Consider the following 20,727-nt stretch of genomic DNA (forward strand, 5'->3'; position numbering starts at 1 on the left):
ATAATCCCAGTCACTGTATAAAAAGACAGAGCGATCAACATGCTAAAACTGACGCCACGCCAAGCTGAGATTCTGGCTTTTATCAAGCGCTGCCTCGATGACAACGGCTACCCGCCGACACGAGCGGAAATTGCGCTGGAACTGGGGTTCAAGTCCCCCAACGCCGCCGAAGAACACCTTAAGGCCCTCGCTCGCAAAGGCGCGATCGAGATGACCCCCGGTGCCTCGCGCGGTATTCGTATCCCTGGCTTCGAAGCCAAGGCCGACGAATCGACCCTGCCGATCATCGGTCGCGTCGCCGCCGGCGCGCCAATCCTGGCGCAGCAGCACGTCGAGGAATCCTGCAACATCAACCCGACCTTCTTCCATCCTCGCGCCGATTACCTGTTGCGGGTCCATGGCATGAGCATGAAGGACGTGGGCATCTTCGACGGCGATCTGCTGGCCGTTCACACCACCCGCGAAGCCCGTAATGGCCAGATCGTCGTCGCCCGTATCGGCGATGAAGTCACCGTCAAACGCTTCAAGCGCGAAGGCAGCAAGGTCTGGCTCCTGGCCGAGAACCCTGAGTTCGCCCCGATTGAAGTGAACCTGAAAGATCAGGACCTGGTGATTGAAGGCTTGAGCGTCGGCGTCATTCGCCGCTAAAGGAGGCATCATGCAGCTCATTCACACCCCACAACACACACAACTGTCGCTGTTCGAGGCCTTCATGGCCCAACCCCTTGCGCCCATCCTCAAGGAAACGGTCGAGGCGCCTTGGAGCGCAGAGCCTGAGGCGTTCAGTGAATTGTCGTTGCGCGGTGCGGCGGGGAGTTGCCTGAGCCTGCTGGCGCCGATCCTGCGCGAATTGAGCGAAGAGCAGGATGCCCGCTGGCTGACGCTGATCGCTCCGCCGGCCAGCCTGACCCAGGCCTGGTTGCGGGACGCCGGCCTCAACCGCGAGCGCATCCTGTTACTGCAACCGCGCGGTGCGCAAAGTGCCCAGCAGTTGACCTGCGAAGCCTTGCGCCTGGGCCGTAGCCATACGGTGGTGAGCTGGTTGAATCCGTTGAACGCTACCGCCAAGCAACAGTTGATCAGTGCGGCACGCGTTGGCGATGCGCAGAGCTTGAATATTCGACTGGGATAAAACCACAGGCCTGGCCTGTGGAGATCGAGCTTACTGTGGCGAGCGAGCCTGCTCGCGCTGGGCTGGGCTGGGCTGCGAAGCAGTCCCAAAACCAGGCATCGTGGTTTGCCTGATGTACCGCATCAATCTAGTTAGGGCCGCTTCGCAGCCCGGCGCGGGCGGTGCGACGATTCGACAAGCCCGCTCACTACAACTCAGTGAAGCACCCGCGGCCCATCTTCTTTCTCCGGTTCACCTTCAGCCAAGCGACCTGCCATCTGTACACCCACGCTCAACATGGCTTTAGCCACTTCCACATGCTGGCCCTGCAGGAACACCTTGGCGTCCTCGGAAAAATCCAGAATAACCAGAGAACCTTCGTCCTCAGCCCGGCGCAGCTCGATTCGGCCGTCAGGCAACTCAACAATTTCCAGAAAGGACGTCGGCATAAAAGTCTGTTCTCCACGAAAGACGGGAATTATATCAGTCATCCACCCAACCCCGCTGACGATCTGGACAGGTTTCTTTACGGCTTGATGAACGGTGCGCAGCTGACTCGATTCGAATGTGGGAACGGCGGTTCAACGCTCCCATATTTTGATCGGCATACTTCAGCAACGTCCTCTCAGCACTCGTTCAGGCCTTCGCGATAGCGCAGCGCCAGTTTTTTCAGCTCCTGGCGCCAGCCTTCCAACTCTTCCCGGCTCAACGGCTTGGGTTCGTCGTCTTCAACCGCCACTGCCACGATCAGCGGCTGGGTCACGTCACCCTTGGGCACGTGGGGAACACGCGGCGGCTGGAACATGTCGGCATGCGCCTTGAGCAAACGCGCGATCCAGCTGTCGGGGCTTTGCGCCATTTCCACCAGCTCAGCCAGTTCAGGAATCGCCATTGTGTCGAGCACGTCGCGGTTAATGATCATTTCTGCGCGCGGCGAACCGGCCTGGGGCAGACGGTAAAACCCGGCGATTTCATGGCACAGACCCAACAAGGCACCGTACAGGTGGAACAACGCGGCTTCACGCCCCGCCTGAACGAGCGCAATGGCATTCATCTCCTTCCCTTCCTCGGCGCGGCCAAGGGCTTCCAGGGACAAACCCGCAAAGTAAATTTTCTGATTGGTACGGGTATAGAGTTCGTTGGCCATGCGGCAGTCTCCACAACGAATAAGCGTGATGCTGGCTTAACAGTGTTACGGATCAGCCGAGCGCACTGCAAGCGCAAAAAAAGGCCGCCTGTGCAGGCGGCCTTGGTATTTAGCGGATCAGTCGATCAAGCGCCCTGGCGCTTGTCTTCGACCTTCCACTTGCCGCCGTCGTAGAACGCTTTCCAGCCGGTAGGCTTGCCGTCCACTTCAGACTGCACATACTGCTCCTTGGTCTTGCGGCTGTAGCGGATCACGGCTGGGCGACCATCCGGGTCCTTCTTCGGCGCTTCACACAGGAAGTGGTACTTAGGGTCGATCTCATCCTTGTGCGGCACGATCTCCAGCACCAGCGGCGCACGGGTCTCGCGGTTTTTCGGGAACTGGCTGGCAGCCAGGAACAGCCCCGAAGCGCCGTCACGCAGGATGTAGGTGTCGTTGACCTTCTCGCACTTGAGCTCAGGCATCTTCACCGGGTCCATCTTCGGCGGCGCCGCGTCACCGCTTTTCAGCAGTTTGCGGGTGTTCTTACAGGTCGGGTTGGTGCAACCGAAGAACTTGCCGAAACGGCCGGTCTTGAGCTGCATCTCGCTGCCGCACTTGTCGCATTCCAGGCTCGGACCCTCGTAGCCCTTGATGCGGTAAGTGCCCTCTTCGATCTCGTAGCCGTTGCAATCCGGGTTGTTACCGCAGATGTGCAGCTTGTGCTTTTCGTCCAGCAGGTAGGCATCCATCGCCGTGCTGCAGATCGGGCAACGGTGCTTGCCACGCAGTACCAACGACTCGGATTCACCCTCATCGTCGGCCGCGATTTCATCACCTGGTACCAGGTTAACGGTGGCCTTGCAGCGTTCTTTCGGCGGCAGGCTGTAGCCCGAGCAACCGAGGAACACGCCGGTGGACGCCGTACGAATTTGCATCGGGCGGCCGCAGGTCAGGCACGGGATGTCGGTCATCACCGGCTGGTTGGCGCGCATGCCGCTCTCAGGGCTTTCTGCTACTTCAAGCTTCTTCTTGAAGTCGCCGTAAAACTCGTCCAGCACATTTTTCCAGTCGCGCTCGCCCTGGGCCACGTCATCGAGGTTCTCTTCCATGCCGGCAGTGAAGCCATAGTCCATGAGGTTCGAGAAGCTCTCGGACAGGCGCTCAGTGACGATATCGCCCATCTTTTCCGAGTAGAAACGACGGTTATGCAGCGCAACGTAGCCACGGTCCTGGATGGTCGAGATGATCGCTGCATAGGTCGAAGGACGACCGATACCGCGCTTCTCCATCTCTTTCACCAGGCTGGCTTCCGAATAACGCGCCGGCGGCTTGGTGAAGTGCTGGGACGGGTCGAGCTTGATCAGCTTCAGCGTATCGCCCTGAGCCATATCCGGCAGCACATCGTCATCGCCAGGCTTGGCGATCTGCGGCATTACACGGGTATAGCCGTCGAACTTGAGGATACGCCCCTTGGCACGCAGCTCGAAGTCACCAGCGCCCACGCTCACGGTGGTGGACAGGTATTGCGCAGGCAGCATCTGGCACGCCAGGAACTGGCGCCAGATCAGCTCGTAGAGGCGCTCAGCGTCGCGCTCCATGCCGCTCAGCTTGCTTGGCTCAGTGTTGGCGTCGGAAGGACGAATCGCTTCGTGAGCCTCCTGTGCGCCTTCCTTGCTGCTATAGACGTTCGGCTTCTCCGGCAGGTACTTCTTGCCGAACTCCGTTTCAATATAAGTACGCGCCATCGCCACCGCGTCTTGCGACAGGTTGGTGGAGTCCGTACGCATATAAGTGATGTAGCCGGCTTCGTACAGACGCTGGGCCATCATCATGGTTTTCTTCACACCAAAGCCCAGGCGGTTGCTCGCGGCCTGCTGCAGGGTGGAGGTGATGAACGGTGCCGACGGCTTGCTGCTGGTCGGTTTGTCTTCACGCTTGACGATGCTGTAGCTGGAAGCCTTGAGCTTTTCCAGCGCGGCCATGGCCTGGGCTTCGTTCAGCGGCTTGAAGGCCTCGCCTTTCTCACGGGCCACGTCAAAGCGCACATTGGCGCCCTTGGCGGTGCCGAGGTCGGCGTGGACTTCCCAATACTCTTCGGGGTTGAACGCACGGATCTCGCGCTCACGCTCCACCACCAGCTTTACCGCAACCGATTGCACACGGCCAGCGGACAAGCCACGGGCGATCTTGGCCCACAACAGCGGCGAGACCATGTAACCCACGACGCGGTCGAGGAAACGACGCGCTTGCTGGGCGTTGACGCGGTCGATATCCAGCTCGCCCGGCTTGGAGAAGGCTTCCTGGATGGCTTTCTTGGTGATTTCGTTGAACACCACGCGCTTGTAGCGGCTGTCATCACCGCCGATGGCTTCCCGCAGGTGCCAGGCAATGGCTTCCCCTTCGCGGTCCAAGTCCGTCGCGAGATAGATGGTGTCAGCATCCTTGGCGAGCCGGCGCAGCTCCTCAATGACCTTTTCCTTGCCCGGAAGGATTTCGTACTTGGCCTTCCAGCCATGATCCGGGTCCACACCCATGCGCGAGACCAGCTGCTTGCGCGCTTTCTCTTTAGGCGTGAGCACCGGACCTTCGCCCGCGGCCGCCTTGCCGCGCTTGGCGGCAGGCTCCTTGCTGGCGCTAGCCGAACCGCTGGTGGGCAGGTCTCGGATATGGCCGATACTCGACTTCACCACGTACTCGTTGCCCAAGTACTTGTTGATGGTCTTGGCCTTAGCCGGGGATTCCACAATGACCAGCGATTTGCCCATGGATCGGAAAATTCCTGAATTCGAGAAGAGAAAGGCAGTTGGCGCCTGTCGCGGCAACGCTATATATAGTGGCAACAAGATGAGGTCAAGCGCAGCATTCTGCGCGACCTGCCGTTATTGCCCGGAAAAAAGACTCGGTTCGGCCTGGACCAAAGCAAAGCGCGGGACCTGCTCGCCGTCAACTTCGACGCTCTCCAGGAACATGCTCAATGGGCGCACCCAAAAGCCGTAATCGCCATACAGTGCTTGGTAAAACACCACTTCTTCTTCAGTCTCAGAATGCCGTGCCACGTTAAAAACACGGTACTGCGGACCTTTATAATGTTGGTAGAGCCCTGGTTCGACTTTCATGCTCTGGCCCTCTTACAAAATGTGTTGAAAAAAAATATTAAAAATTCCAAAAAACAAAAACCGGGGCACTGGGCCCCGGCTTCCGTCAACCCAACGCTTAAACGCGTTCGAAGACGGTCGAAATGCCTTGGCCGAGACCAATGCACATGGTTGCAACCCCGAGGTTGCCGCCATTTTGCTTCATCACGTTAAGCAAAGTGCCGGAGATACGCGCACCGGAGCAACCGAATGGGTGGCCCAGGGCAATCGCACCGCCGTGCAGGTTAACCTTCTCGTTCATCTTGTCGAGCACTTTCAAATCTTTCAGCACTGGCAGGGCCTGTGCGGCGAAAGCTTCATTGAGCTCGAAGAAGTCGATATCGGAGATAGTCAGGCCCGCGCGCTTCAAGGCTTTTTGTGTGGCCGGTACTGGACCATAGCCCATGATCGCCGGGTCCACACCCGCCACTGCCATCGAACGGATCACCGCCAGCGGCTGGATACCCAGGTCCTGGGCACGCTGCGCCGACATCACGATCATGCACGAAGCACCGTCGGTGATTTGCGACGACGTACCGGCTGTCACGGTGCCGCCCTTTGGATTGAAGGCAGGCTTGAGGGCCGCCAGGCTTTCCAGGGTGGTGTCCGGACGAATGGTTTCGTCGTAGTCGAACAATTTCAGGAAACCGTTCTCGTCGTAGCCGTTCATCGGGATGATTTCATCCTTGAACTTGCCTTCCACGGTCGCCTTGTGGGCGAGTTGGTGGGAGCGCAGGCCGAACGCGTCCTGGGCTTCACGGGTAATGCCGTGCATTTTGCCAAGCATTTCCGCAGTCAAACCCATCATGCCCGAGGCTTTTGCTGCGTACAGCGACATGTGCGGGTTAGGGTCGACGCCGTGCATCATGCTGACGTGGCCCATGTGCTCCACGCCACCGACCACGAACACATCACCGTTGCCGGTCATGATTGCCTGGGCGGCAGTGTGCAGCGCGCTCATCGACGAGCCACACAGGCGGCTCACGGTCTGGCCGGCCGCGGTGTGCGGGATCTGGGTCATCAGCGACGCCATGCGCGCGATGTTCCAGCCCTGCTCCAGGGTCTGGTTGACGCAGCCCCAGATCACGTCTTCGACTTCGCTCGGGTCAACCTTGACGTTACGTTCCAGCAATTTACTGATCAGGTGCGCCGACATGTCTTCGGCACGGGTGTTGCGGTGCATGCCGCCCTTGGAGCGGCCCATCGGCGTGCGACCGAAGTCGACAATCACCACGTCTCTTGGATTCAAGCTCATAAATATTCTCGCTCTAGTCGTCTGGGCGCTTAACCGAAGAAGCTCTGGCCATTTTTGGCCATTTCACGCAGCTTCGCGGTCGGGTGGTACAGCGGGCCCAAATCAGCGTATTGATCAGCCAGGGCAACGAACTCGGCCACACCGATCGAGTCGATGTAACGCAGCGCACCACCACGGAATGGAGGGAAACCAATACCGTACACCAGGCCCATATCGGCTTCGGCGGCGGTTTCGACGATGCCATCTTCCAGGCAACGCACGGTTTCCAGGCACAGGGCGATCATCATCCAGTTGATGATGTCTTCGTCGGACACCTCACGCTGTTCGTAGATGACCGGAGCCAGCACTTCGTGCACCGACGGGTCGGCCACTTTCTTCTGCTTGCCCTTCTTGTCGGCCTCGTAGGCGTAGAAGCCCTTGCCGTTCTTCTGGCCCAGGCGCTTGGCTTCGTAGAGCGCGTCGATCGCCGAACGGCGGTCGTCTTTCATGCGGTCCGGGAAGCCTTCAGCCATGACGTCGCGACCGTGGTGGCCGGTGTCGATACCGACCACGTCCATCAGGTACGCCGGACCCATCGGCCAGCCAAATTTTTCCATGACTTTGTCGATGCGCACAAAGTCCACCCCGGCGCTGACCAGCTTGGCGAAACCGCCGAAGTACGGGAACAGCACGCGGTTGACCAGGAAGCCCGGGCAGTCATTGACCACGATCGGGTTCTTGCCCATTTTCTTGGCGTAGGCAACGGTGGTGGCAACAGCCTGCTCGCTGGACTTCTCGCCACGGATCACTTCGACCAGCGGCATCATGTGCACCGGGTTGAAGAAGTGCATGCCGACGAAGTTTTCCGGACGCTTGAGGGCCTTGGCCAACAAGCTGATGGAAATAGTCGAGGTGTTCGACGCCAGGATAGTGTCGTCCTTAACGTGGGCTTCGACTTCAGCCAGTACCGCTTGCTTGACCTTCGGGTTCTCGACAACGGCTTCGACCACCAGGTCGACGTGGCCGAAATCGCCGTAGGACAGCGTAGGACGAATGCCGTTAAGCACTTCAGCCATCTTCGCTGCGGTCATGCGACCTTTGTCCACGCGGCCGACCAGCAGCTTGGCGGCTTCCGCCAGGCCTTGCTCGATGCCGTGCTCGTTGATGTCTTTCATCAGGATCGGCGTGCCTTTGGACGCCGATTGATAGGCGATACCGCCGCCCATGATACCGGCGCCGAGTACGGCAGCCTGTTTCACGTCCTTGGCGATTTCGTCGTAGGCCTTGGCCTTTTTCTTCAGTTCCTGATCGTTCAGGAACAAGCCGATCAGGCTCTGGGCCGCCGAGGTTTTCGCCAGTTTGACGAAGCCAGCGGCTTCCACTTCCAGGGCTTTGTCGCGACCGAAGTTCGCGGCTTTCTGGATGGTCTTGATCGCTTCAACCGGCGCCGGGTAGTTCGGGCCGGCCTGGCCAGCCACAAAACCTTTGGCGGTTTCGAACGACATCATTTGTTCGATGGCGTTGAGCTTGAGTTTTTCCAGCTTCGGCTGACGCTTGGCCTTGTAGTCAAACTCGCCGCTGATGGCGCCCTTGATCAGGTTCAGTGCGGCTTCGGCCAGTTTGTCCGGGGCAACCACGGCATCGACGGCACCGACTTTCAGCGCGTCTTCAGCACGGTTTTCCTTGCCGGCGGCGATCCACTCGATGGCGTTGTCGGCACCGATCAGGCGCGGCAAGCGTACGGTGCCGCCGAAACCTGGGTAAATGCCCAGTTTGACTTCAGGCAGGCCGATTTTGGCGGTAGCGGACATGACGCGGAAGTCCGCGGCCAGGCACATTTCCAGGCCGCCGCCCAACGCGATGCCATTGATCGCGGCGACGGTCGGTACATTGAGGTCTTCGAAATCGCTGAAAATCTTGTTGGCTTCGAGGTTGCCAGCCACCAGCTCGGCATCGGGCAGCTTGAAGTTGTCGACGAATTCGGTGATGTCAGCGCCGACGATGAACACGTCCTTGCCGCTGGAGACGATCACGCCTTTGATCGATGCATCAGCCTTGATGGCGTCTACGGCCTGACGCAGTTCGTTCAGGGTTAGACGGTTGAACTTGTTGACGGACTCACCCTTGAGGTCGAATTTCAATTCGACGATGCCACTTTCAAGAGCCTTAACCGTGATGGCTTTACCTTCGTAAATCATCAACTGATCTCCACGATATGGAAGCTGAACAGTACACATTGAACGCTGGCCTCTGGTGGGACATTGATGATTTCGTCAATGTTCACGCCAATCCGCCAGGCACACCCGCCAATGCGATAGTCGGGATTCTGTATGAGTCGTCTGACAGACAAACGCTCAATTCATACGCCCGTTTGATTTGGGTACGCCACCTTCATCCAATTCCGGGCAATTGTCAATCGCTCGAAAGGCTAGGGAAAACGCGACTTTCCAGTCATTTCAGAACCCGAGTCATACGCCCGCGACCCGTCAATATTCAGCTATTCACTGAATCAATAATAGAAAACATTCGGGAAAAGGCTGTACAGAACGGGATATGCCGCTAGGCTAGCGACAACCGTAACGCGTCTGGATGAACATCCGACGCGGGAAACACAGATTACCGGCCTGCCTGGCCAACTCCAGCCCGATGATATGTCGGGCTTTTTATGGCCTGCTGTTTATCAGGCCAGGGCTCTAAGCAGCGTATCGATATCCTTCAGGACGCTCGCCTCGCCCTTCTCGCCCCAATACAAGGCGATCATTTGCTTGTCGGCCTCGATCTTGTAGACGTTGTCCGGCAGCGTCGCAAAATACGGCAACAACTTTTCATCGACGCACACTTCACGCCATTGATTTACCCATACCCCCGGCTCCAACTGCCAATAGCTCCAGAGCGCCGGCGTGCTGCCGCGCCGTGGCCGGCAATACTGCGCGCACGGGCTCGGTGGCTCATGCTTGAGCCAGTGCGGCCACTCCTGGGGCGACAGTTGCATGGCCAGGCCGATGCGGCGCGCCTCCATGCGCAGGGCCATGCGCCCACTCTGATGGCGCGACGGGCGCAGCCATGCCAGAGGGCTCAGAACCACCACAAGGATTGACACCACTATCCAGACCGTCATATGTGTACTCCCGAATTTCTAGATGAGCGGATTTGATCTGACGCAACCGCATCCGCTTGAAAGCAGCCATACTGAATTTATTGCAGTCCCTTGGAGGAACGCCTCATGCCCTACACACATATTCTGGTCGCTGTCGATCTGACCGAAGAGTGCGATCCGGTGATCAAGCGCGCGCAGGAATCGGCATTGGCCAATGGCGCCATACTGTCGCTGGTGCATATCGTCGAGCCCATGGCCATGGCCTTTGGCGGTGACGTGCCGATGGACCTTTCCCAGTTGCAGCAACAACAATTTGACCAGGCCAAGGAGCGCCTGGACCGTTTGATTCTCAAATACCCGCATCTGAAAAAGGAAGACTGCCACCTGACATACGGCCAACCGCGCCAGGAAATCCACCACTTGGCCAAGGAAAAGGCTTGCGACTTGATCGTGGTGGGTAGCCATGGTCGTCACGGTTTGGCGTTGCTGCTGGGTTCTACTGCCAATGATGTGCTGCACGGCGCGCCGTGCGATGTACTGGCGGTGAAACTGGTGAAATCCTCTTAAGTACAACGCAGATCAAATGTGGGAGCGGGCTTGCTCGCGAAAGCAGTCTTTCAGTTAACGCATCTGTCGACTGATCTACCGCTTTCGCGAGCAAGCCCGCTCCCACATTTTCTGATCGCATTGTCATATAAAAAACCCGGCGCTCATGAAAATGAACACCGGGTTTTTTAATGCATTGGAATCACTCAGGCATCCAGCTCAGCCCAACGCTCGACCAACACCTCCAGCTCTTGGTTCAAGGTTTCCAGGGAAGCGATGACCTTGGCAGTTTCCGCCGCCGGGCGCAGGTAGAAACCGGCGTCAGCCATTTCCGCTTCTACTGCGGCAATCTGCTTTTCCTTGGCTTCGATATCCGCTGGCAAGGCTTCCAACTCACGCTGCAGTTTGTAGCTGAGCTTTTTCTTGGCAGCCGGTGCGGCTTCCTGAGCGGGTGCAGCAGCGGCCACCGGAGCAACGACGGCAGAGGTCAAGTCGGCCTTGCCGGACTTGCTCTCGGTCACGCCCAACAGACGCGGCGAACCGCCCTGGCGCAGCCAATCCTGGTAACCACCGACGTATTCACGCACCTTGCCTTCACCTTCGAAGACCAGGGTGCTGGTGACCACGTTGTCGAGGAATGCCCGGTCGTGGCTCACCATCAGCACGGTGCCGTTGAAGGTCAGCAGCACTTCTTCCAACAGTTCGAGGGTTTCCACATCGAGGTCGTTGGTCGGTTCGTCGAGTACCAGCAGGTTGGCCGGCTTGCTGAACAGCTTGGCAAGCAGCAGGCGCGCACGCTCACCACCGGACAAGGCTTTCACCGGCGTACGCGCACGTTGCGGGCTGAACAGGAAGTCGCCCAGGTAACTGAGTACGTGGCGGCTCTGGCCGTCGATGTCGATAAAGTCGCGACCTTCGGCGACGTTGTCGATCACGGTTTTTTCCAGGTCCAACTGGTGGCGCAACTGGTCGAAGTAGGCCACGTCGATGCGTGTGCCCTCTTCCACGCTGCCGCTGGTCGGCTGCAGACCATTGAGCATCAACTTGAGCAAGGTGGTCTTGCCGGTACCGTTGGCACCCAGCAGACCGATACGGTCGCCGCGCGCCAGGACCATCGAGAAGTCCTTGATCAGGAACGGGCCGCCCGGGTGCGCGAAGCTCACGTTATCGAGGACCATTACCTGCTTGCCCGACTTGTCGGCGGTGTCCAGCTGGATGTTGGCCTTGCCGGTGCGCTCACGACGCTCGCTGCGCTCAACGCGCAGGGCTTTGAGGGCGCGTACGCGGCCCTCGTTACGGGTGCGGCGCGCCTTGATGCCCTGGCGAATCCAGACTTCTTCCTGGGCCAGTTTTTTGTCGAACAGCGCGTTGGCGGTTTCTTCAGCCGCCAGAGAGGCCTCTTTGTGCACCAGGAAGCTGGCGTAGTCGCCGTTCCAGTCGATCAGGCCGCCACGGTCCAGTTCGAGGATGCGCGTGGCCAGACTCTGCAGGAAGGCACGGTCGTGCGTGATAAACAGCACGGCGCCCTGGAAATCCTTGATGGCTTCTTCCAGCCAGGCGATGGCGCCGATGTCCAGGTGGTTGGTCGGTTCGTCGAGCAGCAGCAGGTCCGGCTCGGACACCAGGGCCTGGGCCAGCAACACGCGACGACGCCAGCCGCCGGACAATTCGGCGAGGGTCTTGTCGGCCGGCAGTTGCAGGCGGCTCAAGGTGCTGTCGACCAGTTGCTGCAAGCGCCAGCCGTCACGGGCTTCGAGGTCTTGCTGGACGTGCATCAGCTTGTCCAGGTCTTCTTCGGTGACACAGTTCTGCGCCAGGTGATGGTATTGCGCGAGCAACTCGCCCACGCCATCCAGGCCTTCGGCAACCACGTCGAACACTGTCCGTCCGTCGGCCACCGGCAATTCTTGCGGCAATTCGCCAATCTTGAGGCCCGGAGCGCGCCAAACAGAGCCGTCATCGGGCTTCTGGTCGCCTTTTACCAGCTTCATCATGCTGGATTTGCCGGTGCCGTTGCGGCCGATGATGCACACCCGCTCACCACGGGCGATCTGCCAGGACACCTTGTCCAACAACGGCATAGCGCCGAAAGCAAGGGACACATCGCTGAATTTGAGCAGGGTCATACGCTTCTCCAAAAACTGGGCGCGCATTCTACCTGAGTTGAGGGTGGGATGCGGCTGGCATTTTCGCTGCCGACACGTTCTGTAGGACATTTCCAACGAACTTGAACCAACCGGCCGGCAAAGCTTTCACCGGTCGCGGGCAAAAGGCTAAGCTAGGGGCAATCAGTGTCGGCGATGCCGGTGCTAGTCGTGATTTCTCTGCACGGACGTCTCATGCGCAGTCGCCTTTTCAACTTTTTATCTTGTCTGCTTCTTTCCGCCACCGCCGTTCAATCCGCCCAGGCCGTGGACCTCACCACCCAACGTCAATATTACGATGAAGCCAAACGCGCCCTGGCCAAGGGTGATACCGGCCCCTACATGCAATACAGCCAGGCCCTGGCCGACTATCCGTTGACGCCGTACCTGGCCTACGACGAACTGACCGCCCGCCTGAAAACCGCGAGCAACCAGGAAATCGAACAGTTCCTTGCCAAAAACGGCGACCTGCCCCAGGCCAACTGGATGAAGCTGCGCTGGTTGCGTTGGTTGGCCGAACGTGGCGACTGGCAGACGTTTGAAAAGTACTACGACGCCAAGCTCAATTTTGTCGAACTGGACTGCCTGCACGGCCAGTACCAGCTCACCCACAATCTGAAAGCCGAAGGCTACAAGACTGCCGAAAAACTCTGGATGACCGGCAAGTCCCAACCCGCGGCCTGCGATGTCACCTTCGGCCAATGGGCGGCTGACGGCCAACTCACCGAACAGAAAATCTGGGACCGCGCCAAGCTCGCCGCCGAAGCGCGCAACTACGCACTGGCCAACAGCCTGGTGAAAACCCTGCCCACCCTCGGCGCCCAAGGCCGCTTGATGGTGGATGTGGCGCAAAAGCCCGACATGCTCAGCGACCCATCACGCTTCCTGCCGGCCACCGAGGCCATGTCTGATGCCGTGGGGCTGGGCCTGCGACGCCTGGCACGCCAGGATCCGGACAAGGCCATGGCCCTGCTCGACGGCTACGCCAGCAGCATGCACTTCTCCCGTGACGAAAAAGTGTCGATTGCCCGAGAGATCGGCCTGACCCTGGCCAAGCGCTTCGACCCACGTGCGCTTGAAGTCATGACCAAGTACGACCCTGAGTTGCGCGACAACACCGTCTCAGAATGGCGCCTGCGCCTGCTGTTGCGCCTGGCCCGCTGGGAAGATGCCTACCAGTTGACTCGCAAACTCCCACAAGACTTGGCGACCACCAACCGCTGGCGCTACTGGCAGGCCCGTAGCCTGGAGCTGGCCGAGCCGAAAAACCCGCAAGCGCTGGTCTTGTACAAGAACCTGTCGCGCGAGCGGGATTTCTACGGTTTTCTCGCCGCTGACCGCTCCAAGGCGCCCTACCAGCTGAACAACAAGCCGCTGGTGATGAGCCAGGCGCTGGTGAACAAGGTGCGCAACACGCCTGGCGTGCGCCGTGCCCTGGAGTTCTATGCGCGCGGCCAGATCGTCGATGGCCGCCGCGAGTGGTACCACGTCAGCCGTCACTTCAACCGTGACGAAATGGTCGCCCAGGCCAAGCTGGCCTACGACATGAAGTGGTACTTCCCGGCCATCCGTACCATCAGCCAGGCGCAGTACTGGGACGACCTGGACATCCGCTTCCCGATGGCCCACCGCGACACCCTGGTGCGTGAAGCCAAGGTACGCGGCCTGCATTCGAGCTGGATATTCGCGATCACTCGCCAGGAAAGCGCCTTCATGGATGACGCCCGCTCCGGCGTCGGCGCCAGCGGCCTGATGCAACTGATGCCCGGCACCGCCAAGGAAACGGCGCGCAAGTTCAGCATCCCGCTGGCCTCACCGGCCCAGGTGCTGGACCCGGACAAAAACATCCAGCTCGGCGCGGCTTACCTGAGCCAGGTGCACAGCCAGTTCAACGGCAACCGCGTCCTCGCCTCCGCCGCCTACAACGCCGGCCCTGGCCGTGTGCGCCAATGGCTGCGCGGTGCCGATCACTTGAGCTTCGACGTGTGGGTAGAAAGCATCCCGTTCGACGAAACCCGCCAGTATGTACAGAACGTGCTGTCTTATTCGGTGATCTACGGGCAGAAGCTCAACTCACCACAGCCGCTGGTGGATTGGCATGAGCGGTATTTTGATGATCAATGACCGGTAATGCCGGTCAGGTAGGCGCTGTCGAGTAAAACGAGGCTGCGCGCTTTTTGCCCGCCACAATGAAAATGCCCGCATTGAGAGATGCGGGCATTTTTTATGGGGCCGCCGGGCGCTCGCTTTGCACCGCTTCAGCCAAAGCCAGGCTCAACGCCTGCAGCATGAACTCAACGAAAGGGGTTGCCTCCGCCCGCTGGTCGGCTGCCGACAACGCGGCATAGTAGGCATCCTGCTGTTCACGAATCACCGCTTCCACCGGTAGGTAAGCCAATACAGGGCGCCACTGGCTGAGGATCAGGGTTTGCCAGAGACGACCCATTCGCCCATTTCCGTCTGCAAAAGGATGGATAAATTCGAACTCGTAATGGAATACGCAACTGGCGATCAACGGGTGCCAATCCGAAACCGTCAACCATTGCAACAAATCGTCCATTAGATGCGTTACACGGCTTGCGGGCGGAGCCATGTGAACCAGTTGCTCGCCGCGATAGATACCAACACCCGCCTGTCGAAACCGACCAGCATCGTCAATCAATCCAAACATGAGCAGCTCGTGTGCCTTAAGCAGGTCCACACGATCACCGGGAATCCACTGCGGCATGGCCTCGTAAGCAGCAAATGCATTACGTACTTCCTGGATTTCTCGCGGTAAGCCCAGCACTCGCTTACCTTCCAGAACTGCGGTTACTTGTTCGACGCTGAGCGTGTTGTTCTCGATCGCCAGCGAAGCCTGAATGGTGCGAATCCGATTACCACGCCTTAACTGAGGCGTCTGACGGCTATCGTCGCCGACTGAGAGTTGACCAATCTGCTCACTGATATCGGCCACCAGGGCCAGCATCTTTGTGGTCAGGGTCAGCGGAGGTTGATAACGGCTCATGTCCTCATCCAGTTCCATAGCGAAAGACCACATGATGCCTCAAGGCCCTGATACTTCGCAGCTTCAATCAACCTCCACCCCATCACTGAACTGCAACGCCGCCAACCGCGCATACAGCGGATTGCTCGCAATCAACTGCTGATGCGTGCCCACTGCCACCAGCTTGCCTTGGTCCATCACCGCAATCCGATCCGCATTCTTCACGGTCGCCAGTCGATGCGCGATCACCAGGGTGGTACGCCCTTGCATCAACTGCGGTAGCGCTTGCTGGATCAGGTGCTCACTCTGGGCATCCAGCGCGCTGGTGGCTTCGTCCAGCAGCAGGATCGGCGCGTCCACCAGCAGCGCGCGGGCGATGGCCAGGCGTTGGCGTTGGCCGCCGGAGAGGCCCATGCCGCCGTCGCCGAGATGGGTCTGGTAGCCGTCGGGCATTTGCAGGATGAAGTCGTGGGCATGGGCGATGCGCGCGGCGGCTTCGACTTGTTCCGCAGTGGCCGTCGGGTTGCCATAGCGGATGTTTTCTTCGACGCTGCCGTAGAACAGCGCCGGGCTCTGGGACACCAGGGCGAAGTGACGGCGCAGGTCCATGGGATCGAGATCGGTCAGCGCGTGGCCTTCAAGCAGGATCCGGCCTTGCTGGGGATCGTAGAAACGTAGCAACAGGTCGAAAATCGTCGATTTACCCGCGCCGGACGGGCCGACCAGCGCCAGGGTTTCGCCTGGGTTGATGGTCAGGTTCAAGCCGTCGATGGCGTAGCTGTCCGGCCGTGAAGGGTAGGAGAAGCGCAGGGCCTGCAACTCCAGGCGGCCACTGACCCGCTCAGGCAATTGCACAATGCCAGCGGCCGGCGCCTGGATTTCATTGGTGGACTGCAACAGTTCGCCGATGCGTTCGGCCGCACCGGCGGCACGTTGCAGCTCGCCGAGTACTTCGCTGAGGGTGCCGACGGCGCTGCCGACGATCAGGCTGTAGAACACAAAGGCCGCCAGCTCGCCACCGGAAATGCGCCCGCTGATGACGTCCATGCCGCCGACCCACAACATCACGCCCACGGCGCCGAGCACCAGCATGATCACCAGGGTAATCAGCCAGGCGCGCTGGGTGATGCGTTTACGCGCGGTGGTGAATGCGTCTTCCACGGTCACGGCGAAGCGCTGTTCGTCCTGTACCTGGTGGTTGTACGCCTGCACGGTCTTGATCTGACCGAGGGTCTCGGACACATAGCTGCCCACATCAGCGATGCGGTCCTGGCTTTGTCGCGACAGGCTGCGCACGCGCCGGCCGAAAATCAGGATCGGCGCCAGCACCAGCGGCAACGCCACCACCACGATACTGGTGAGCTTGGGGTTGGTGACAAACAGCAGCACGATGCCACCGATGACCATCAAGGCGTTGCGCAGGAACAGTGACAGCGACGAGCCGATCACCGACTGCAGCAAGGTGGTGTCGGTGGTCAGCCGCGACTGGATCTCCGAACTGCGGTTGTTCTCATAGAAGCCTGGATGCAGGTAGATCAGGTGGTTGAACACCTGCCGACGGATATCCGCCACCACCCGCTCGCCAATCCACGACACCAGGTAAAACCGCGCAAACGTGCCCACCGCCAATCCCAGTACCAGGATCATGAACAGACCGATGGACTGGTTGAGCAGGTGCGGTGACTGGGTCATGAAGCCCTGGTCCACCAGCAGGCGAATGCCCTGCCCCATGGACAAGGTAATACCGGCCGTGACGATAAGCGCCAACAGGGCGCCGAGCGCCTGCCAGCGGTAGGGCGCAATGAAACGGCTGGCCAGGCGAATCGCGCGGCGTTGACGGACTGAGAACATGGAGGGCATCACCAATGAGGAACCTGTACATCAACATTGGGGGAACTTGCGTAAATAACAATGAGTCAGGTTAATTATGCCCCCCGATGCTGGCCCCTAGAGGCTATCGGTCTAACGCCTGGCTGGAAATTTGTATCGGTTTCTGGTCGACTGGGTGTCAGAACCGCTGAACGGGTTAGGGAGTTGTAACAGCCCGGTCACGGGAGGGTTTTACAGTAGGTACACAACCTGATGAGGAGACAGGCCATGACCTTGCAAAACAGCAGCGATGCCAAGATTGAAGTGATCCGCCAACCGCAGCAGCTGCCTTGCTCGTACATCGACGCTCAGGGCCGTGAAGTGCAGATCACCGAAGAGATGGTCCAGCAAGCGTGCAGCGAACTGGAAGAAAAATTGGTCAAGCCTGCCCAGTAAGGCTAACGCGCCACGCTCTTGCAAACCCGGCCCTGGTGGCCGGGTTTTTTAGTGGCGTTTAAATCGTCTGCGCGCCCAATGCGGAAACGATATTGGCCAGCGCCGTCGACTCTCCGTTGATTCGCACTTTCAAACCGTCGATCTCTCGGCGTGCGGGGTAATGCTTGCGCAGCAGGTCGAAGGCCTTACGCTGTTCGTCCACGGTTCCTACAAGGCTGCGGCGGAAATCCGCATCATCGCGGCGCGGGTCGTACACGCTGCGGCACAGGGTTGCCAGCGCCCAAGCCGGTTCGGTCGACGCGTTCAAATGCACCTCGGCCAGCCACGGCGTGGGCAGCAGATCACTTAATTGGATGCTCGGCGCCTGGCCCAGGTGCGCGCAGAACGCCTGGTAAATCTGCGCCGTGCCGCGCTGCCGGCCTTCCAGGCTATAACCAGCAATATGCGGCGTGGCCAGCACGCACAGGTCCGCCAGGTCGACGTCCACTTGCGGCTCGCCCTCCCATACATCCAGCACCGCTTGCAGGTCTTCGCGCTCCAGCAGTACGTCGCGCAGGGCGGCGTTGTCCACCACTGCGCCACGGCTGGCGTTGATCAGCCAGGTGCCAGGCTTGAGTTGCTCAAGACGCTGGCGGTCGAGCAGGTGCCAGGTAGAGCCATTGCCGGATTTGGTCAGCGGCGTGTGCAGGCTGATCACATCGCATTGCTCAATGATCTGCGCCAGGCTGACGTAATCCCCGTCTTCGGCGATCTGCCGTGGCGGGTCGCAGACCAGTACGTTCCAGCCCAGGCCCTTGAGCACCTTCACCAGCCGCCCACCGACTTCACCGGCACCGACCACGCCGTAAGTGCGCTGATTGAGGTCGGCGCCTTCGATTTCAGCCAGGGTCTGCAGGCTGCCCAATACATAGTCCACAACACCGCGTGCATTGCAGCCGGGGGCGCTGGCCCATTGGATGCCGGCCTGCCTGAAATAGTCGAGGTCCAAGTGATCGGTGCCGATGGTGCAGGTACCGACAAAGCGCACCGCGCTGCCCTCCAACAGGGCCCGGTTGACGTTGGTCACCGAGCGCACCAGCAACACATCGGCCTGCTCGACTGTAGCGCGGTCGATGGATCGGCCGGGCACGCGGCGAATCTCGCCAATCCCTTGGAAGAATGCATCGAGCAGCGGAATATTTTCGTCGGCAACAATCAGCATGGCAGGCTCCTTTGGCAGACCGGCAGTGTACAGGGATCGCAGCCCGCGCTTACAAATCGCTAACACAGGTTTTTTCCTGACTGATGCGTCAAGGCGTAGAATCCGCCGTCCTTGCGCTGCCTTCTACTGGACACCTGTACGTGAACACTGCCACCGCCACCCTCACCCGCCCCGCCCGCATCAGCCGGGAAGTGCGCGGCCTGTTGACGCTCGCCTTGCCGATCATCATCGGCCAACTGGCCACCACGGCGATGAGCTTTGTCGATGCGGTGATGGCCGGACGCGTCAGCCCCCAGGACTTGGCGGCCGTAGGCCTGGGCAATTCGATCTGGATCCCGGTGTACCTGCTGATGACCGGCACCCTGCTGGCCACCACGCCGAAAGTCGCCCAGCGCTACGGTGCGGGCCAGTTCAGCGAGATCGGACCGCTGGTGCGACAGTCCTTGTGGCTGGCGGTGGTGGTCGGTATCACGGGAGCGCTGCTGTTGCTCTGCGCCGAACCGATCCTGCGTGCGATGAAGGTCGAGCCCGACCTGATCGCGCCGTCCATGGGCTACCTGCATGGCATTGCCGCCGGTATGCCGGCCATTGCGCTGTATTACGTGCTGCGCTGTTTCAGCGATGGCCTGGGCCGCACACGACCGAGCATGGTGATGGGCCTGTGTGGCCTGGCGCTGAACATTCCGCTGAACTACATCTTCATCTACGGTCACCTCGGCCTGCCGGCCATGGGTGGCGTAGGGTGTGGCTGGGCCACAGCCATTGCGATGTGGGTGATGATGCTCGGCCTGGCCGGCTGGACCCGCTGGGGGCCGGCCTACCAGAGCAGCGAATTGTTCAAGCGCTTCGACTGGCCGCAATGGGCGGTGATCAAGCGTGTACTGGGGATTGGCCTACCGATTGGCATCGCGATTTTTGCCGAATCGAGCATTTTCGCGGTCATTGCATTGCTGCTCGGCAGCCTGGGGGCCACGGTGGTATCCGGCCATCAGATCGCCCTGAACGTCAGCTCGCTGGTGTTCATGATCCCCTACTCCTTGAGCATGGCCGTCACCGTGCGCGTCGGCCAAGCCCTGGGCCGTGGCGAACCGCGTGAAGCGCGCTTCGCCGCCGGTGTCGGCATGGGCACTGCGTTGGCGTATGCCTGCGTGTCTTGCAGCCTGATGCTGGTGTTTCGCGAGCAGATTGCGGCGATCTACACCCCGGACCCGGTGGTGATTCACTTAGCGTCGATGTTGATCGTGTTCTCCGCGCTGTTCCAGTTCTCCGACTCGATCCAGGTCACGGCGGCAGGCGCACTGCGTGGCTATCAGGACACCCGCGTGACCATGGTGCTGACCTTGTTCGCGTATTGGGGCGTGGGGCTACCGGTGGGTTACGCCCTGGGCCTGACCGACTGGCTGGGCGAGCCGAGCGGCCCAAGCGGCTTATGGCAAGGGCTGATCGTGGGCCTGAGCTGCGCGGCGGGGATGTTGCTGGTGCGCCTGGCGCGCAGTGCACGCCGGCGCATTCGCGCAGACAAGGCGCGGGGTTAAGCGGACTTCTTGCGGATCCAGTACAGGTACGTACCGGCCTGCTCCTGCTGATCCACCAGTTCGTGGTCAAGAAACACGCAGAACTTGGGGATATCGCGGCGCGTGGACGGGTCGGTCGCGATCACCTTGAGCAAGCCGCCAGGCGGCAGGTCGCGGATGTGCTGGTGCAGCATCATGACCGGTTCCGGGCAGTTGAGGCCGGTGGCGTCCAGCACAGCGTCTACGGGCAAATCGAGGGGCTGATTCATACATCACTCCTGAAACAGACCCGCTCTCCTGTGGGAGCGGGCTTGCCCGCGATAAGGGGCACATTCACTATAAATTTCGACTGTTATACCGCTATCG

Annotated in this window: 17 protein-coding genes and 1 pseudogene; 6 read left to right on the forward strand and 12 right to left on the reverse strand. The window is 60.0% G+C overall.

Annotation, left to right across the window (positions count from 1 at the left end):
* The first annotated feature begins 39 nt into the window (after positions 1–39).
* Together lexA and sulA are read left to right on the forward strand one after the other, a co-directional pair.
* A complete protein-coding gene (gene lexA / locus BFP95_RS16605; protein ID WP_003172575.1) occupies positions 40–648 on the forward strand; it encodes a transcriptional repressor LexA in 609 nt (202 codons plus the stop codon).
* Positions 649–658: 10 nt separating this feature from the next.
* On the forward strand, positions 659–1,132 hold the full coding sequence (gene sulA / locus BFP95_RS16610; protein ID WP_065874838.1) for an SOS-induced cell division inhibitor SulA: 474 nt from the start codon (positions 659–661) through the stop codon (positions 1,130–1,132).
* A 194-nt stretch (positions 1,133–1,326) separates the two neighbouring features.
* Here sulA and BFP95_RS16615 read toward each other — a convergent pair whose 3' ends face one another.
* The 7 genes from BFP95_RS16615 to BFP95_RS16645 form a co-directional block, all read right to left on the reverse strand.
* Complete coding sequence (locus BFP95_RS16615; RefSeq protein ID WP_010212068.1) at positions 1,327–1,560, reverse strand: hypothetical protein; 234 nt, start codon at positions 1,558–1,560, stop codon at positions 1,327–1,329.
* 176 nt (positions 1,561–1,736) lie between these two features.
* On the reverse strand, positions 1,737–2,258 hold the full coding sequence (locus tag BFP95_RS16620; RefSeq protein WP_065874837.1) for a DUF6586 family protein: 522 nt from the start codon (positions 2,256–2,258) through the stop codon (positions 1,737–1,739).
* Between the two features lie 125 nt (positions 2,259–2,383).
* Positions 2,384–5,005 carry a type I DNA topoisomerase gene (topA, locus tag BFP95_RS16625; protein WP_065910448.1) on the reverse strand — a complete coding sequence of 874 codons (2,622 nt, stop codon included), beginning with the start codon at positions 5,003–5,005 and terminating at the stop codon, positions 2,384–2,386.
* Between the two features lie 114 nt (positions 5,006–5,119).
* Positions 5,120–5,356, reverse strand: coding sequence for a DUF1653 domain-containing protein (locus tag BFP95_RS16630; RefSeq protein WP_010563748.1), 237 nt, complete (start codon positions 5,354–5,356; stop codon positions 5,120–5,122).
* A gap of 97 nt (positions 5,357–5,453) precedes the next feature.
* Entirely contained in the window at positions 5,454–6,629 is a 1,176-nt protein-coding gene (fadA, locus tag BFP95_RS16635; protein WP_065874835.1) for an acetyl-CoA C-acyltransferase FadA, read from the reverse strand.
* Positions 6,630–6,658: 29 nt separating this feature from the next.
* Positions 6,659–8,806, reverse strand: a complete 2,148-nt coding sequence (gene fadB / locus BFP95_RS16640; RefSeq protein WP_065874834.1) for a fatty acid oxidation complex subunit alpha FadB — start codon at positions 8,804–8,806, stop codon at positions 6,659–6,661.
* A 482-nt stretch (positions 8,807–9,288) separates the two neighbouring features.
* Positions 9,289–9,726 (reverse strand): hypothetical protein, encoded by a 438-nt coding sequence (locus BFP95_RS16645; RefSeq protein ID WP_049709432.1) that lies wholly within the window; start codon positions 9,724–9,726, stop codon positions 9,289–9,291.
* 105 nt (positions 9,727–9,831) lie between these two features.
* Here BFP95_RS16645 and BFP95_RS16650 point away from each other — a divergent pair, with 105 nt between their 5' ends.
* The gene (locus BFP95_RS16650; protein ID WP_065874832.1) at positions 9,832–10,272 is read left to right on the forward strand and encodes a universal stress protein; all 441 of its coding nucleotides are present in this window, start codon (positions 9,832–9,834) and stop codon (positions 10,270–10,272) included.
* Positions 10,273–10,457: 185 nt separating this feature from the next.
* Here BFP95_RS16650 and BFP95_RS16655 read toward each other — a convergent pair whose 3' ends face one another.
* Positions 10,458–12,377, reverse strand: a complete 1,920-nt coding sequence (locus BFP95_RS16655; RefSeq protein WP_065874831.1) for an ATP-binding cassette domain-containing protein — start codon at positions 12,375–12,377, stop codon at positions 10,458–10,460.
* Between the two features lie 213 nt (positions 12,378–12,590).
* Here BFP95_RS16655 and BFP95_RS16660 point away from each other — a divergent pair, with 213 nt between their 5' ends.
* A complete protein-coding gene (locus BFP95_RS16660; protein ID WP_065910449.1) occupies positions 12,591–14,519 on the forward strand; it encodes a transglycosylase SLT domain-containing protein in 1,929 nt (642 codons plus the stop codon).
* Between the two features lie 118 nt (positions 14,520–14,637).
* Here the strand turns inward: BFP95_RS16660 and BFP95_RS16665 are convergent.
* A pseudogene (locus tag BFP95_RS16665) lies at positions 14,638–15,402 on the reverse strand (Fic family protein); the annotation flags it as partial.
* A gap of 63 nt (positions 15,403–15,465) precedes the next feature.
* Positions 15,466–17,241, reverse strand: a complete 1,776-nt coding sequence (locus BFP95_RS16670; RefSeq protein ID WP_175405981.1) for an ABC transporter transmembrane domain-containing protein — start codon at positions 17,239–17,241, stop codon at positions 15,466–15,468.
* A 237-nt stretch (positions 17,242–17,478) separates the two neighbouring features.
* On the opposite strand from BFP95_RS16670, the gene BFP95_RS29805 reads away from it, so the two are divergent.
* Positions 17,479–17,646, forward strand: coding sequence for a PA1571 family protein (locus BFP95_RS29805; RefSeq protein ID WP_175405982.1), 168 nt, complete (start codon positions 17,479–17,481; stop codon positions 17,644–17,646).
* Between the two features lie 58 nt (positions 17,647–17,704).
* On the opposite strand, the gene pdxB is transcribed toward BFP95_RS29805, so the two are convergent.
* The gene (pdxB, locus tag BFP95_RS16675; protein ID WP_065910451.1) at positions 17,705–18,847 is read right to left on the reverse strand and encodes a 4-phosphoerythronate dehydrogenase PdxB; all 1,143 of its coding nucleotides are present in this window, start codon (positions 18,845–18,847) and stop codon (positions 17,705–17,707) included.
* 140 nt (positions 18,848–18,987) lie between these two features.
* On the opposite strand from pdxB, the gene BFP95_RS16680 reads away from it, so the two are divergent.
* On the forward strand, positions 18,988–20,382 hold the full coding sequence (locus BFP95_RS16680; protein WP_065874827.1) for an MATE family efflux transporter: 1,395 nt from the start codon (positions 18,988–18,990) through the stop codon (positions 20,380–20,382).
* On the opposite strand, the gene tusA is transcribed toward BFP95_RS16680, so the two are convergent.
* Complete coding sequence (gene tusA / locus BFP95_RS16685) at positions 20,379–20,630, reverse strand: sulfurtransferase TusA (RefSeq protein WP_065874826.1); 252 nt, start codon at positions 20,628–20,630, stop codon at positions 20,379–20,381. The two genes, BFP95_RS16680 and tusA, sit on opposite strands and share 4 nt — an antisense overlap.
* Positions 20,631–20,727: the final 97 nt, after the last annotated feature.

Origin of the sequence: Pseudomonas sp. 58 R 12 (genome assembly GCF_900005865.1) — a bacterium.
GTDB lineage: Bacteria > Pseudomonadota > Gammaproteobacteria > Pseudomonadales > Pseudomonadaceae > Aquipseudomonas > Aquipseudomonas tritici.